This is a genomic window from Streptomyces sp. NPDC021019 (assembly GCF_044333295.1).
Classification (GTDB): domain Bacteria; phylum Actinomycetota; class Actinomycetes; order Streptomycetales; family Streptomycetaceae; genus Streptomyces.
The window spans coordinates 23,063-38,202 of the sequence record NZ_JBIRQR010000011.1; the positions used below are offsets into that span (position 1 = coordinate 23,063).

Here is a 15,140-nt window from a genome sequence, read left to right on the forward strand (position 1 = left end):
ACACCTCGACTGTATCGAACATTAATTCGAACGCGCGAGTTTGGGGCGTCATGGTTTCAGCCATTCGCTCTGTGGTTCGTTGCGATAGATGGCACTTGGTCGCAACGTCTGACCCCCGCAGCGCGACCTCACCCTGTCGTTAGACTCCGGCATCATGACGGCCGCCACTCCTATATCGCCCATCCCGGTCGCGCCTTCGGGCCTGACCGATCGGGCCAGAAGTTTCATCGAGGTGGACGGCGTTCGTGTTCCCCGGCAGGGCCTCGGGCAGCACCGGGAGTGGTGGATCGAGTACGGAATCCCGGCTGTGGAGATCGACCGGGCCGAGGCCTTCCAGGACCGCTGGGGCGGTCTCGCGCTGCCGCCCGCCCCGTTCTACGAGGGCGGTCCGCGCATTCTGGACGCCGACTGTCCCGAAGGCTCGGCCGCTGAGGGCTGGTCGTTTCCGGCGGGGGACTGCCGGGTGTCCATGGCCTACGGATTCATGATCGGTCCCGACGGCTCATTCGGGATCGACGCCTACCGCTGGACACCGCTGCATGCCAACACGGAGGGATGGGTGGAGTCCCTGGCGCTCGCCGCCCATGCCGGTCGCCGGGCCAAGACCGTGACAAGGATCAAGGGGAAGGCCGTCGAGTCATTGGATCTCGCCGGCTTCGAGCCGGTGCCTGAAGTACAGGGCGTGACGGACACGTGGTGGCGCGGCAAGGACTCGCTCATCGCCCTCTACCGAGGCGAGGCCCTCGGCATGAACGCTCCACAATGCCTGGAAGCCCACGTGTACGGCGGCCTCGACGAGTGGGGGCTCCACGGCGGCTGATCGCCGACACGACCCAATCCCGGCACCTACTCGGCCCGGCGGCCCGCACCGTCGCGCTCGATCGCGTCGAGCTGAGCAAGGTGCCTGCCGGAGGAACAGCTCAACGCCGGTGCCAGGTCGGCCGACCAACTCGTGCAGGTGCCACGGAACCACCTGGCTGACCTGGGCGGAGCTGAATGCCACGGACTGGCAGGAGACCAACATCTCAGGCACACGAACCCGCGCCTCGGCTGCGGGGGCCGACACCGACTGGGGCCGGGTCTGGAGCGTCATGCGCACCCTCAGCGAAGTCCACGGGGCGGAGAACGTGCGCCTTGTCGCCTGGTTCCACTGACGTGTTGTCCGACTACCTGGCCAGGCGGACCAACTACAGGTCTACCAGCCGCTACTGGGCCAGGTGCGCCGCACGGAGGACGGGATGGTCCGGGCGCAATACGGTTCGCCTGTACGCGGATGATCAGTGTGAATTCGAGGGTGGGGACCTGATGGTGCGCAGGGGTGGACGAAGACTGGTGTCGACGGCGGCGTTGCTGTTGGCGATCGGACTGACCGCAGCGTGCGGGGAGAGCCCCGCGCGTGCCGACGCCGGCGGGCCTGGTGCCGTGGCGAGCACGGCGGCCGGTAAGTCGGAGCGCTCCGGACCCCTGACCGCTGTCGAGCTGAAGGCCGCGCTGCTCACCTCGGAGCAGGCTGTCGGTTTCGAGATCACGGATGGCCGTTCGCGGGACGGTGCTGCACCGGAATCCTCCTTCGACGCCGAGAAGACCGTCTCCCCGGAGGTCTGCCGGCATGTGAAGGAGGCCATCTCGGGTGACGGCGAGGAGGCTGCCGCCGCCTCGTCGATCATGTACCCGGCCGGGACGTCCATCTCTCCCCGGAGCACCAGCCTGATGAGCTATCCGGAAGAGGCCGCACGGGCCCGCATGACACACCTGCGCGAGGCCGTCGGGGCATGCGGCCGGTTCAGGTTCAGCAACAAGTTTGGAAAGTCGTCCGTCACGAGCGAGGTGGTCAAGGTCCCGGACCTCGGGGACGACGCGCCGCGGTACCGGACCCTGTCCCGGCTGGGCAGCAGTGGCTTCGCCTGGACCCTGGTGACCGTTGTACGCGTCGGAGGTGTCATCGCGACCATGCAGGTCATGGTGCCCACCGGGCCCATGACGCCAGAGAAGCTCGCCACCTTCAAACCGGCACCGGGACCCGAGGAAACGGTCACCGCCACCCTGATCAAGAACGTCACCAAAGCCGAGAGCACCTGAGCACCTCGTTGCGGTACGCCGCAGACCCGCATCGGCCTGACCGGGCTTCAGCGGGCGGACCGGACTGGCTGCGGGCACGGGCGCCAGGGCAGAGGAAGCGTTCCTGCGGTGAACCTACTCCCCCGCGCGGGTGACAGCCGGGATCCCGGGCTTCGCGGAGGGCAGGGTGGCCCGGTAGAACACGTTGGTGATCAAGAACTTCGTACGTTTCAGCGCACTTTCCCTCGCCCTTGTGTCCCTTTTCTCCGCTCCCGTCGCGCAGGCCGCTCCGGCGGCTGAGGTGACGACCTTGGCCGACGCGGTCGGCCTGGTGCAGGTCACCGAAGAGGACCGCACCGGCTACACCCGCAGCAAGTTCAAGCACTGGAACTCCGGCGCCGACAAGTCCGACGGGTGCAACACCCGCAACGAAATCCTCCTTGCCGAGGCGGTCGTCGCGCCGACGGTGGAGGCCGGCTGCAAGCTGACCGGGGGGACCTGGATCAGCTATTACGACGGCCAGGAGGTCACCAGCGCCGGGGCCCTGGACATCGACCACATGGTGCCGCTCGCCGAAAGCTGGGATTCAGGTGCCTCCGCCTGGACCGCGGCGCGGCGGGAGGCCTACGCGAACGACCAGGGGGCGCACGTCTCGCTCGTCGCGGTGACGGCCCGCAGCAACCGGCAGAAGTCCGACCAGGATCCGGCCGACTGGATGCCGCCTTCCCCGGACGCCCAGTGCCGGTACATCTCAGAGTGGGTGTCAACCAAGCTCCGCTGGCAGCTCACCGCGGACGACCGCGAGCTCGAAGCGCTGAAGGTCTACGCGGAGGGCCCGTGCGAGGACACCATCGTCCGCTACACCCCCGCCCCGTAGCTGGCTCACCCGGCCCCGGGGCGCCTGCCCCGGGACCGGATTTTCCCGTTCTGATCCGTCGTGCTGAAGGGTATGTGTGATGAGCCGAGGATTGATCGTCGTGGACGTGCAGAACGACTTCTGCGAGGGAGGCAGCGTCCCCGTCGCGGGCGGCGCACGGATCGCCACCCGGGTCGCAGGGCTGGTGGAGCAGACCGCGGGCACCGACTACAGGTACGTCGTCGCGACCCGGGACCACCACATCGATCCAGGAAGTCACTTCTCGGAGAACCCCGACTACAAGGACAGCTTCCCGGTCCACTGCGTGGCGGGAGGCGAAGGAGGCGAGTTCCACCCCCACTTCGCCCCCACGGCCGCCGGCGGCAAGGTCGATGCCGTCTTCTTCAAGGGAGCCCACAGCGCTTCCAAGAGCGGCTTCGAAGGCGCCGACGACCAGGGCACGCCCCTGGCGGACTGGCTGCGTGCCCGCGGGGTGGAGGACGTCGATGTGGTCGGCATCGCCACCGACCACTGCGTGCGGGCGACCGCGCTGGACGCGGTCAAGGCCGGATTCCGCGCCCGTGTCCTGCTGGACTACTCAGTCGGTGTAGCCCCTGAGACGACGGCGTCGACCCTGGAGGACTTCCGCCGGGCAGGAGTCGCCGTCTCCGGCGCGACACCCGTACCGCAGTAGGAGAAGGCCCGCGTCCCGTCGGCACCCGACGGGATGGCGGGGCGATACGGTCCGGCGCACGGTCCGTGCTGCGGGCCCGCGTCAGCTAGCCCGGCGCGATGACGCGGACCGGCAGGCGCGGTTAGCTCGCCCGGGCGACGCGCGAAAGGCTCCCGGACGGGCTTCGTATCCACGCTGCGCCGTCCGGGCCGCCTGGCGGGTGGCGGCATGCCGGACGTCCTTCGGGAAGAGCTCTTTCACCCGGTCACTGGTCGGCCGTCGCGATCTGTCCCTTCCCGGCCTGGGGGAGGCCGGCTTCGTTGCCGGGGTTGGTGCGCCGGGTGTCCGCGTGCACCCGGGCGTGGACGCCGGGCTGGGCGGGGTCGCGCCGGATCGTGGTGATGCCGGAGGTGGCCCAGAGCTGTTGCAGCTCGTCCATCAGGGCGAGGGCGGTCTCCTCGTCGGCGGCGGTGATGTCGAGTACGACGAGCCCGGGCTCGCTGATGTGGCGGGCGTCGATGACGGAATCCATGCCCGGTGCGACGCCGCGGCCGCCGGTTCCGGTTCGCGGCCGGGGTGTGCGCCACCCGGATGAATGAGCGGGAGATGTGAGGTTGTCCTGCCGTGTGCCGCTCGCTTCCGGTATTCGAACATGCGTAGCATTCTGGTGTGACGAGGTACGACTTCCCCCAGGATCTGCGCGACGCCCAGATCGCTCTGCACCAGGCCCAGTCCGAGTACGACCAGTACGTACGGACGCTGCCCTGGTCGGCCGAGCCGATGTCCGGCTGGCAGGCGGACAAGCAGCTCCATTCCGACTACCGGCCGGCCAAGCCGGACAGCCCCGGGTACACCGAGGAACAGCACCAGCAGGTCGCCGCCTACCGGAAGCTCCTGCTGGAGCTCAGCGCCCAGGTGAGCACTCATCCTTTCTGGAAGACGCTGGACCCCGGCAACGTCGTCTCCGGCCGGATGCAGCTGAAGCACGTGGATGACCAGCCCGTGGGCGAGGCGGCGTAGTAGCGCCCGCCGGGCGCGACGCATCCGGCCTGGACGGGCCGGGCTTCCGGCCCGTGCGGGGGACCGCCGGCGGGGTCAGGTGAGGTCTTCGGGGGCGAGGTCGGGGCGCAGCCGGTGCCAGGAGGGGTGGCGTAGACGTCCGGCGCGGGTGCGGGTCGCGTAGCCGACCTCACCGACCAGATGGGGGACCACCCACCGGGCCCCGGCCACCGGGGGGGATCTCGGCGAACGGGCAGGTGTCGATGGTCGCGGCGTGGAGAAGGCCGGCGAGGCAGGTGCGTTCGGCCCGGCTCCAGCCGGTACCGACGCTGCCCGCATAGTGCAGTTGCCCGCCGAGCTGCTCACCGACCAGGACGGCACCGGGCAGTCCGGTCAGCCGGCCGCGCCCGGGCACCCACCCACCGACCACGACGTCGGCGGTACGCACGAAACGGATCTTGATCCATGACTCCGACCGCGCTCCCGGTTCGTACCGGGACGTGAGCCGCTTCGCGAGCAGCCCTTCCAGCCCGGCGTTCCGGACCATTTCCCAGGCCTGGGCCCCGTGCCCGACGATCGCCGCAGGCGTCGACCAGGCCGGCCCGGCCAGTCCGAGGCCCTCCAGGAGTCCGCGCCGCTCCGCGTACGGCAGGCCGGTCACGGGGTGGTCGCCGAGGTGCACGACGTCGAAGAGCATCAGGTGCGCGGGCACCCGCGCGGCCATGCGCGCGGCCCGGGCGGGGGCACCGGCGAGCCCCATGCGCTGCTGGAGCCGCTCGAAGTCGCTCCGTCCCTGGTCGTCGAGCGCGACGATCTCTCCGTCCAGCACGGCGGCGTGCCGGCCGAGGGTGCCAGCGAAGAGAAGGAGCTCCGGGTAGGCGGCGGTGATGTCCGTCCCCGAACGGGCGCGCACGAGGACCGTGCCGTCGCCCGGCAGGTAGATCATGGCCCGCTGGCCGTCCTGCTTCACCTCGAACGCCCACCGGTCCTCGACCGCCGGCGACGGCAGGGTCCCGGGCGTCGCGAGCATCGGCTCGATCCTCGGCAGCGCCCGATCTGCTGGAGGGTCAGGAGGCACTGCGCTTCTTCGCCGCCGTCTTCTTCGTGGTCTTCTTCGCGGCTGTGGACTTCGAGGAGGCCGTCTTCTTCGCGGGGGCCTTGCGGGCGGTCTTCTTCGACGGGCGCATCTCGTGCACGGTGGCGTCCTCACCGTGTTCGCCGCGCGATTCCTTCGCCGCCGCGACGGAGGCGTTCAGGGCGGCCATCAGGTCCACGACCTCGCCCTTCTCCTCCTTCCCGTCCTCGGCCGGGGCCGGGAGGGGCTTGCCTTCGGCCTTCGCCGCGATGATGCCTTCCAGCGCCTGCCGGTACTCGTCGCGGAACCCGGACAGGTCCTCGATCGTCATCCGGTCGGCCAGCTGGAGGGCCTGCGCGATCTCGTCCTCGCCGACCTCGACCTCCCGGGGGGCCAGCGACTCGGGGCTGCGGACCTCGTCGGGCCACTTCATCGAGTGCAGCACGATCGCCCCTTCCCGGACCCGCAGCAGGCCCAGGCGCTCACGCCCGTGCCACGCGAACTTCGCCACCGCGACCTTCGAGGACCGCTCCAGCGCCTTGCGCAGCAGGACGTACGGCTTCGCGGCGACCTGCCCGTCGGCGGCCAGGTAGTAGGAGTCGCTGATCCGCACCGGATCGATGCTGTCGGCGTCGGTGAACGCGGCGATCTCGATCGCCTTCGCCGTCGGCAACGGCATCTGCTCCAGTTCCTCGTCCGTCACCGGGACCGTCTGGTCCTTCGCGATCTCGTAGCCCTTGCCGATCTCGTCCTGGGAGACGACCTGGTCGTCGAGCTCACAGACCTTCCGGGTCCGCACCCGGCCCATGTCCACCAGGTGCACCCGGTGAAAGTGCACGTCGTGGTCCTCGGTCGCGGACACGACCTTCACCGGGATCGTGACCAGCCCGAAACTGATGGCCCCGGCCCACAACGGTCGCGGCATCTCTTCTACCTCCAGGCCCCCACGGCGGTGTCGGAGCGGGAAGCGGACCGGTAGCACCGGAAGGGGAGGCCACCCGTCGGGGTGAGGTGCGCCCCCGGGCTGCTGCCCGCACCTTCGATCCTCACGCTGGGCGGGGCCGCCCGCATCTCCACCGCGTACCTCTGCCCGGGCACCGGGTCCGGCCCCGTCGTACTTCGTCACGGGGTAGGCGGGCCAGCCCCGCCGACGGTTGTTCACCAGTACGGGTATTCGCTCCCCGGCGGCGGAGAAGCCCCGGCCAGGTGACCACCCAGAACGACAGCATCATCAACGGAGCACTGGGGAGCCGGCGACGGCACCCGGCGTGGGCGTCTGCTGGAAGTGCGGGTTACCAAAGGCGGAGTTCGGTGGTCAGTTCCTCCCACCACTCGTGGCGGTGTTCGTCTTCGGGGTCGGGGCTGGGGCCGAGGGCGAGGACCTGGTCGTCGACGCGGTAGGTGAGGCGGTAGAGCAGGACGCGGGTCGCGCATTCGAGCCAGCGTTCGGTTTCTCGTGCTGGTGGTGCCGGGCCGAGGACGGTGGCGAACCACGCGGGCAGGAGCAGGCGGTCGCTGACGGCATCGGCCAGTTTGCTGCGCAGCGCCAGGGTGAGGCGTTGTTCCGCACGCTGGCCGGCGGCGATGGCCGGCTGTTTGTCGGCGGTGGCCGACCGGTCCGCGGCGAGGGCTGCGGTGGACGTGCGGGCCTCAGCGGCCTGCCGGGCGAGGCCCTGGCGCTCGGTCGTCTCGCGCGCGATGACGGAGCGCAGTTTGGTGGCGGCCTTGGCGTGGGGCTGGGTGCTGTAACGGGTGGAGAGCAGGGTGCCGACCAGGGCGACGGCTTCCTCCCGGGTGGCCCGGTGCTGGGCCTGCGCGTTACGGAAGCGCTGGATCCGATGCTGGTGGTGGGCGCGGAGGGTGCTGGTGAGGAGGGCGTCGGCGGCGTCCCAGCCGGACTCCGTCGTGGCGGCCAGGGCGTGCTGGTCCTTGGTGAAGGTGTCCAGGTCCGCCGGAGGGATGTTCCCGACGGCCATGATCTGGCCTTCCAGCAGCCGTACGTGCTGGGTGAGCCGTTTCACCGTCCGCTCCGCGGTGTCGGCGCGGTCGTCAAGCTCGTCGACCCGGCCGTCGACTTCCTCAGTCGTGCTCTCCAGGCCGGAGACGCCGTCGCGAAGGGAACGCAGCTCGTGGTCCAGGTCCTCGGTGTAGCCGAACCGGGACTTCAACCGCTCGTGCTCGCCCTCCAGATCGTCCAGACGGCTGTCGAGATCGTCTACTCGCCGGTCGGTATCGCGGACCCGCCGGTCGGTGTCCCGGAACTGGGAGTTCAGAGCGTCGCTCACTTCCCCGTCTCCTGTCCGTCCGCGGCAGCCGTTCCCACAAAGGCCCAGCCGATCAGCAGGGCGATGATGAACCAGGGCGACAGGACGCCCAGGACGATCAGGACGAGCAGCACCCCCACCGCGTGCAGGGCGACGGACGCGGTGCGGCGGGCGAGGTGGTTCTTCACGGTCGCCTTGAGCGGCCAGCCGAAGAAGGTGCCCACCAGGTGAGGCACCACCAGGGCGTACCAGCCGTTCGAGTACCCCAGCAGACGGAAGGCGAGGATCAGGGCGACCGCCACCGCGCTCTGGGCCCGCCAGGACCAGAAGATGATCTTCTCGCTGCGCGCCCGCTCCGGTTCGGCCAGGAGGGCCGGCATCTGCGTCTCGTACGCCATCAGCATCTGCGCACGTTCCATCAGGACGTCGAACGCCTCGTCCGGAACACCCTCGTCATGGTCCTGAGCGACGGTGAGAGCGTGCTCATCGGCCAGAGCACGGACCAGCTTCTCGTGCTGCTGATGCACCTCGTGTCCTGTCTGCGTTTCGCCCACCGGGCCCCCCTTCGTCCGACCCCTCCCCCGGCTTTCGGAGCGGGCGGAACGAGTATCGCGACAGCCAGACGGGCCCGCTGGATCTTGACGAAGGATGGCTCGAACGCACCTGAACTCGACCACGGTCCGCGGTACGCCCCGGCTCGTTGAACGCATCGGCGTTCTCGAGGCCCGGCCGCCGCCCGGCGTCACCGGGCCCGGCGCACGTCACCGAAGTGACGTGCAGTGATGACTTCCCGCCGATCGGCGGGACCTAACCGGCGCCGTCATCTCGTGTGTCGGGGCCTGGCCCGCTGCCTGTACCGGGAGCCCGGCCACCGCACCGGCCACCACCGAGCAGGAGATCGAGTACACGGCCCTCTTCCTCGGAAGCCACGTCAACAAGGCCCACCAGAGACGACCGGTGAAATAGGCTCGCCCGCAGACCGCACCGACATGGAGCGTGTGGGACAGGCCCGGTGCCTTACAGGCTTGGTCCTGGGATGGAGTACGACCGGGTGCGCAGCGGCCCCGGCAGCCCACGCGGCCGCCGGGGCTGTTCCTGTGCAGAGCGCAGCCGACCCTGATTCCCGCCCCGCAGGCACACGCGGAAGGGCCGCGTGGAACGGCCGAAGGGCCACCAGCTGTGCTTGGTGGCCCTTCGAAAGTCTGACCCCGGTCGCATGACATAAGCCAGAGGCTGAACCGGGGAATCTGTACACATGATACATCAGGGGGATGCAGATACAACCGACTGCGGCGCAGTCGAGGCTCCTGGAGCCGCTGATCTCCCGGCCCCGCCTGGCTCCGTTCCTGTCGGCTGCGGCCACGCCGGCGGCTGCGATGGAGCTGTACCTGTGGAACGTGCGCCTGTCCGCTGCCTTCGGTGAGGTGATCGCCCTTGCCGAGGTCATCCTGCGCAACGCCATGGCCGAGCAGCTCGCCGCCGCCTACGGGCCGACCTGGTACGCGCGTGCCGAGCTGTTCGACGACCGGACCATGAACGGCTTCAAGACCACGTGGCGCAACATCACCCTGCCCACCGACCCGGCGACCAGGAAAACGGTGCAGAAGACCCTCCAGGCTGTCCCGGCCGGGAAGATCGTGGCGGAGTCCACCTTCGGCTGCTGGGTGAACCTGCTCGACAAGGGCGGCACCCGCGGGGATGGCCCCTATCGGAAGAACGTCGACTACGACTCCACCCTGTGGCGCAAGGCCCTCCACAAGGCGTTCCCGAACAGTGGCGGCAAAAGGACCACGGTGTTCACCACCGTCAGCCACGTCCGTTCTCTGCGCAACCGCACCGCCCACCACGAACCGCTGATCGGCGGCGTGCCTCTGCCTGGCCAGGCCGACGGCCGGGGCCGCACCCGTCGGCTCACCCTTCCCGAAGCGCACACCGACGTCCTGCGCCTGGTGGAGTACATCGACAAGGACGTCGCCACCTGGCTCGGGCAGACCAGCCGCGTTCCCGAACTCCTACGCGTCCGGCCCTGACCAGCCGGCAACGCAGGTGCCGCACCACTGCCATCGTCATCGCCCCGCCCGGCAGACCCATACATGCCGCCGCGCCCTGGATCTCTTCTCCGGGGCGCGGCGGCGGTCGTTCAGGAGGCGGTGACGCCCCATCCGGGGTCCTGGTCCTGGTCCTGTCGGGCGGTGTGCGGGTTCAGCGTGGTGGTCATGGCCGGAGCGTACGCCCGGCCGGCACAGGGGAACAGTCCCGCGCTGGAGTCGGCGGTCCAGGTCACGCTGACTCGGTCAGCGGTAGGAGTGCAGCCGGTCCGTGGCCTGGCTGGGGCTGCATCCGATAGCGGCCGCGACGGCGGCCGGGGTGGTCCTGTTCCGCTCGATGGAACTCGCCGCGCCCTAGGATTTCGGCCGAGCAGGGCGCTGTGTCTCCGCGCATGTCTTGTGGGCAGGGACGCCGCCTTCGTCCAACAGGTTCGTCGCACGAGCGCAGTAGCGGCACGGCCTGGCTTCGGATGACCAGTGACTACTCGATCCCCAGTCCAGCAGACGGTCTTCCGGTCCAGGCTGACGGGGAACGTTGCTCCCGGACAGTGCCTGTGCTGCTGGTCGGTGCGGCACTGGTGATGGTGCAGGCGCTGCCGTTCGACGGCCGACTGGATCTTGGGGTTGGTGTGCTGCTGAGTGGTGTTCCAGGTGGCGCGGTGGGCGGTGAGGGCCTGGTGGTAGCCGTCGGCAGCCGTCTCCCGGGTCTTCACCGGTGTCTCCGGCGCGGCTGCGGCGGGGACGGGCGACACGGGCCGGGAAGTTTGGTCCGAGGGCCCGGTTCCGGCGGGCAGGACACGGACGGTGCTCACGGTGCTGGTGGTGTCGTTGGCCCGGTGATGATGCGAGCGCTGATCAGCGGAGCTGGGTCGGGGATTCGGGGGAGCAGGTCAGCAGGTCCTGCGGTAGGGGACGTCGGGGATGTGGGCTTCCCATTCTTGCTTGGTGAGGTAGCCGCTCTTGGTGCAAAGTTCCCGGATCAACTTCGCAGGCGTTACGGGGTGTGTGAGGAATCTGCCGTCCTTGTCCACGCTGGCCAGCACCGAACCGTCGGGTGCGAAGGCGAGCGCTACGACCGAACCCAAGGGATCCAGGGTGCCCGTAAACGGAGGGCCGAGCTGACTGCGGGTGCGGCTGTCCCACACCGTGATCTGCGCCTGCTCGTCCGGTTCTCGGTGCACCGTAGCGAACAGGCGGCCGTCGGGCGAGACTGCGACGGTGTCGCCGGACTCGGTGGACACCGCCCCGGTGCGCAGGTCTTCCCCTGCGGGCAGCAGGGTACGGGCATCCAGAATTCTGAGATATGGCTGGAATTCCTGCGGATAGGAGTAGACCGTCGAGCCGTCGTTGCTGATGGCGTTCATCTGCAGGTTCCCGGCGCTCTTGGTGATGATGCGGCCGGACGGGAACGCGACCCGCCCGAAGTTGGGCGCGGCGATCACGGACGTGCCGCTGGGGTCGAAGAGGACAGCTGAGCCGTTGCCGTCGTAACCGAGCTTCGCACGTACGTCCCGGATCCGGTGCATGGTGGTCAGGTCCCAGAACCTGAGCGCGTTGGTTCCGTCGGGCATTACCACCTGGGCTGCGAACGAACGGTTGTCGGGTGAGAAGGCGAATTCCTGCAGCGCCCCGCTGCGCTGTTTCCAGTCGAGGGGAGTGGGGAAGGTGCCGAGTTTGTTTTTCTCGGCCAGGTCCCAGAGGTCAATCTTGGTGAGACTGCTCTGAACAGCGAGGAGGCGTCCGTCGGGACTGAGGGTGGGGTTGTCTGCCAAGGCGCCCGGGCTGGGGATGGTGGTCCGTTTGGTGTGTGTCAGCAGGGACCAGATCTCGATGCTGCTGCTGTTGAGGAGCGCGAGGGTGCGCCGGTCCGCGCTGATCGCGCTCTCCGAGTAGAGCTCGCCTGTGCCCTTGGGTGCTTTGGTGACTGAGCTGATATCGAGCGAACGGACGGCGCCGTCAATGCCGACACATCGCAGTCCTGAGTTGTCGGCTGTGAAGAGCAGGCCGTTGTCGCTGAAGCACTCGCTGTCGGTGGTCGAGTAGTGCATGAGAGGCGTCGCCTGGCCACCCACGAAGGCTGTTTCCCAGATGGCACCGCCTTGGGCGAGGTACCGGCTGTCCTGACTGAAACGGAGGGGATACAGCGCAGAGTCGCCACCCCCGGTGAGCTCTGTGCTCAAGTAGTTCTCTGCGCGGTCGTACACACGGACCTTCCCGCCATTCATGCTCAGGGCGGCGAGTTTGCCGTCCGGGCTGAAGACGACTGGGCCGGGAAATTCCTCGGTGCTCAGCTTGAGGTCGGGAACGGGGATCTTCTTCCTCGTCCGAGTGTCGTACCAAGTGAACGGCTGGCCCTTGCTGTTGGCGTAAGGGAGAGAGAGTATGCGTTCGTCCGGTGAGAACGAGGTGTTCCAGACGGGAAAGCTGCCTCCGGTCGTGGTGATGATCTTCTCGGCCGTGCGGGTGTCCCAGATCGCCATGGTGGGCTTCAGGTCGGCGTCGATTCCCTCGGCCCGCAAATAGGTGCCGTGAGGGCTGAGCGCCACTCTCGGCTGGTACACGTCTCTGCCGCTGGGGTAGGTGTGCGTGCCGAGAGGGCGCGCGTTGGTGGCATCGAGCAGACGGGTCTTGCCGTCCTCGGTGCTCACGGCGGCCGTCCTGCCGTCAGCGGACAGCGTGACGTAGCGAACCTTGGACCGGGCGTTGTAGTGGCCGGTTTGTCGGCGGGTGTCGACGTTCCAGATGCCGACGCGGGTGCCGCCAGCTGCGATCAGGGTGTGCCCGGTCTCGTCAAGGGCAGAGGTCGACACGACATAGCCGGGAAGCCTGAGGACCTCGTCTTCCTGCTGATTGTTCAGGGTGAACAGCGCGGACCGCGACTCGGGGGTATCGCCGAGGCGGGCGGAGGCCACTGCCAGTCGGCGGGCGAGCTGCGGGGCGGTGCGGCGGAGCGACTCAGCGGTGCCGGCCACCTGAGCGGAGGCCGCACGGTCGCGCTGACCGACGACGGTCTGTCGCTGTTGGAAGGCGACGCCAGCGGCGATAAGGGCAAGGGCCAGTGCCGTGGCGAGGAAGACGTTGATGCGTTTGGTGCGGCTCAACTGTGAGCGCTGATGCTGTCGGCTAGTTTTCAGCAGCACGGTGATTTCTTCCGGGAGCGGGCGCTGATCCGCCCAGTCCTCTCCGTCTGTGAGCAGGGAGCCATTCAGCAGGTCTCCGGGAAGCCCGCTCTTCGCGTGGCTGACCTGCTGTTCGGTGGCGCGCTTCAGCCAGACCTGGAAGTGCCGGTCCTCGGTGACCCAGTCACGCAGATCGGCCCAGCCGCGGATCAGCGTGTCGTGGATAAGTTCCGCCGCTGGCTCCCCAGGGGGCTCACCGACGGGCGTGGTGGCGCCATCGGTAGTGATGATGCGGTAGCGGGTGAGCGCCGCGATGGCGTTGTCGAAGGCACCGTCGGTGTCGGAGCCGGGGCCTCTCGGGTCGGCGGCCAAGGCGCGCAAGCGTGTGAGGGGGACTCGCTGGCGGGTGGCAGGGATACCGTCGACTTCGTCGGCAGGCCGCACCAGTGCGGTGAGGATCCGGCGGGCGGTGGGCTGCCGGTCCGCGGGCAGTTCGCCGAAGGCGTCGTTGCACAAGTCTGAAAGGCTGCCCGTGACCCTGCCTATCCGCTCGTATGCCTCGTGCGTGAGGCTGCCGTCGTAGTCACGGCGCAACCACAGCTGGCGCAGTGCCAGCTGCAGGGGCGGGAGCAGCGTGACCGGTACCTGCCGTGCCACCGGGTCGATCTCCAGAATGTCGTCCACGATCCGGTCCGCGAGGCCGGTCGCGAGAGGCAGGCCGACGGCGACGGCAGGCCGCGTGATGATCTCTTGCAGGTCGCCGCGGCTCAGCGTCTCGGGGACGTTGCACAGTCCGGGCAGGGCGACGTCCATCAAACCGGGGGCGAGAGTGCTGAGGGGCGCGTAGAAGTCATTGCGCATGACCAGGAGCACGGTCACGGCAGTGTGGGACCTGCTCAGCTTCATGAGCTGGTCGATGGCGCGCAGACGTTGGTCCTCGGAGTGTGTCTGCGACGGCTCGGCCGACTGGGTGAGGAGTTCCTCGAATTGGTCGATGACCAGGAGCAGATGGTCGTGGCCCGGCTCGCCGTCGAGGCGGGCCTGCGCCGCGCTTGTCAGGCCTTCGGCCACTGTGCCGGGCAGTCCGGAGGCCTCCAGCTCGGTGAGAAGATCCTGGCCAGGGCGGGCGCGCACGGTCAGCCATCGGTCACTGCCTGGAATGATTCCCCTTGCCAGGGCAGGCAGCACGCCCGCGTTGACCAGTGAGGACTTTCCCGCCCCTGAGGGGCCGAGCAGCATCAGGAGCCGCCGGTTTCCCCTCATTGTCGCAAGTACGCGTTCCACTGCGTCCTCACGGCCGTGGAACCAGTCGGCCTGCTTGTCGGTGAACGGCTCCAGTCCCAGGTACGGACATGCCTCGTCCTCGGCCAACTCGGGCCGGACGTACCGCAGTACCTCGGCCGGGGTAGCGAAGGCTGTGCCGAGCCCTTTCAGATAGCGGTCAGGGGAGGCGATGGAGGTGACCATGCCGATCGTCAGCCCGGTCAACTCGTCCACGACCGGCCCGCCGCTGAATCCGGTGGTGAGGTCGTTGGCCTTCGTTAACTGGAGCAGCCGTCCCGTGGCACCGCCCCCGGGCAGCCAGTCGCCGGCCTCTCCGTATCCGAAGCGGCCGCCCGGCGGTGCCTGGGAGGGAAATCCGTACGAGTAGACCTGGTGTCCGCGGGAGCCCGCGCTCGCGCCCACGGGCATGCCCCGGGCTCCGGACGGCACTACCTGGAGGCGGAGGACGGCGACGTCCTCCGCCTCCGGAGCCCGCCATTGCTCGGCGACCACCGCCGCCATGACCCGCGGTGCGTCCGGCAGGCAGGGAAAGAGCACCTCCACCTGCCCTCCGGGATGCTGCCCCGCGGCATCGACGACATGTGCACAGGTGAAGCCAGTCCCGCCCTCGGTCAGGAAGCCCGCCCCGGCGATGCCGCCGTCTGGCGCGAGAACCTGGAAGACGCCACTGTGGGCGGCTAGTGCACCTGAGCGAGCAAGGCTGTTGACCTCCCCCGAGGAGGTCATCAGGCCGCTTCGGCCTGGTGCCGACACGTCCCTCGCCT

General features: G+C 68.9%; 12 protein-coding genes and 1 pseudogene. 6 read left to right on the top strand and 7 right to left on the bottom strand.

The features are described 5' to 3' along the window. The first annotated feature begins 154 nt into the window (after positions 1-154). From ACH4RG_RS34905 to ACH4RG_RS34920, 4 genes are all read left to right on the top strand, one after another. Positions 155-820, top strand: a complete 666-nt coding sequence (locus tag ACH4RG_RS34905) for a hypothetical protein (RefSeq protein WP_398540782.1) — start codon at positions 155-157, stop codon at positions 818-820. A 602-nt stretch (positions 821-1,422) separates the two neighbouring features. Next, on the top strand, positions 1,423-2,079 hold the full coding sequence (locus tag ACH4RG_RS34910) for a hypothetical protein (protein WP_398540783.1): 657 nt from the start codon (positions 1,423-1,425) through the stop codon (positions 2,077-2,079). Positions 2,080-2,266: 187 nt separating this feature from the next. Beyond that, entirely contained in the window at positions 2,267-2,935 is a 669-nt protein-coding gene (locus tag ACH4RG_RS34915) for an HNH endonuclease family protein (protein ID WP_398540784.1), read from the top strand. Between the two features lie 79 nt (positions 2,936-3,014). Further along, on the top strand, positions 3,015-3,608 hold the full coding sequence (locus ACH4RG_RS34920; protein WP_398540785.1) for an isochorismatase family protein: 594 nt from the start codon (positions 3,015-3,017) through the stop codon (positions 3,606-3,608). 244 nt (positions 3,609-3,852) lie between these two features. Here ACH4RG_RS34920 and ACH4RG_RS34925 read toward each other — a convergent pair whose 3' ends face one another. Further along, entirely contained in the window at positions 3,853-4,119 is a 267-nt protein-coding gene (locus ACH4RG_RS34925) for a DUF6207 family protein (protein ID WP_398540786.1), read from the bottom strand. Between the two features lie 137 nt (positions 4,120-4,256). Here ACH4RG_RS34925 and ACH4RG_RS34930 point away from each other — a divergent pair, with 137 nt between their 5' ends. Next, entirely contained in the window at positions 4,257-4,607 is a 351-nt protein-coding gene (locus tag ACH4RG_RS34930) for a hypothetical protein (protein WP_398540787.1), read from the top strand. 75 nt (positions 4,608-4,682) lie between these two features. On the opposite strand, the pseudogene ACH4RG_RS34935 reads toward ACH4RG_RS34930, so the two are convergent. From ACH4RG_RS34935 to ACH4RG_RS34950, 4 genes and pseudogenes are all read right to left on the bottom strand, one after another. Next, positions 4,683-5,616: pseudogene (locus ACH4RG_RS34935) on the bottom strand (ATP-dependent DNA ligase). A gap of 37 nt (positions 5,617-5,653) precedes the next feature. Then, on the bottom strand, positions 5,654-6,586 hold the full coding sequence (locus tag ACH4RG_RS34940; RefSeq protein WP_398540788.1) for a Ku protein: 933 nt from the start codon (positions 6,584-6,586) through the stop codon (positions 5,654-5,656). 367 nt (positions 6,587-6,953) lie between these two features. Then, positions 6,954-7,946: a hypothetical protein gene (locus tag ACH4RG_RS34945; RefSeq protein WP_398540789.1), complete on the bottom strand. Its 993-nt coding sequence runs from the start codon at positions 7,944-7,946 to the stop codon at positions 6,954-6,956. Continuing rightward, a complete protein-coding gene (locus ACH4RG_RS34950) occupies positions 7,943-8,479 on the bottom strand; it encodes a hypothetical protein (RefSeq protein WP_398540790.1) in 537 nt (178 codons plus the stop codon). The genes ACH4RG_RS34945 and ACH4RG_RS34950 overlap by 4 nt, the downstream gene beginning before the upstream one ends. 717 nt (positions 8,480-9,196) lie before the next feature. Here ACH4RG_RS34950 and ACH4RG_RS34955 point away from each other — a divergent pair. After that, complete coding sequence (locus tag ACH4RG_RS34955; RefSeq protein ID WP_398540791.1) at positions 9,197-9,955, top strand: Abi family protein; 759 nt, start codon at positions 9,197-9,199, stop codon at positions 9,953-9,955. A 110-nt stretch (positions 9,956-10,065) separates the two neighbouring features. On the opposite strand, the gene ACH4RG_RS34960 is transcribed toward ACH4RG_RS34955, so the two are convergent. Beyond that, positions 10,066-10,209: a hypothetical protein gene (locus tag ACH4RG_RS34960; protein WP_398540792.1), complete on the bottom strand. Its 144-nt coding sequence runs from the start codon at positions 10,207-10,209 to the stop codon at positions 10,066-10,068. A 654-nt stretch (positions 10,210-10,863) separates the two neighbouring features. Continuing rightward, the gene (locus tag ACH4RG_RS34965; protein ID WP_398540793.1) at positions 10,864-15,102 is read right to left on the bottom strand and encodes a trypsin-like peptidase domain-containing protein; all 4,239 of its coding nucleotides are present in this window, start codon (positions 15,100-15,102) and stop codon (positions 10,864-10,866) included. Positions 15,103-15,140: the final 38 nt, after the last annotated feature.

Excerpts from the sequence above, each read along its gene's own strand:
- ACH4RG_RS34905 (WP_398540782.1), top strand. The coding sequence starts at position 155 with ATGACGGCCGCCACTCCTATATCGCCCATCCCGGTCGCGCCTTCGGGC.
- ACH4RG_RS34920 (WP_398540785.1), top strand. The coding sequence starts at position 3,015 with ATGAGCCGAGGATTGATCGTCGTGGACGTGCAGAACGACTTCTGCGAG.
- ACH4RG_RS34925 (WP_398540786.1), bottom strand. The coding sequence starts at position 4,119 with ATGGATTCCGTCATCGACGCCCGCCACATCAGCGAGCCCGGGCTCGTC.
- ACH4RG_RS34940 (WP_398540788.1), bottom strand. The coding sequence starts at position 6,586 with ATGCCGCGACCGTTGTGGGCCGGGGCCATCAGTTTCGGGCTGGTCACG.
- ACH4RG_RS34955 (WP_398540791.1), top strand. The coding sequence starts at position 9,197 with ATGCAGATACAACCGACTGCGGCGCAGTCGAGGCTCCTGGAGCCGCTG.
- ACH4RG_RS34965 (WP_398540793.1), bottom strand. The coding sequence starts at position 15,102 with ATGACCTCCTCGGGGGAGGTCAACAGCCTTGCTCGCTCAGGTGCACTA.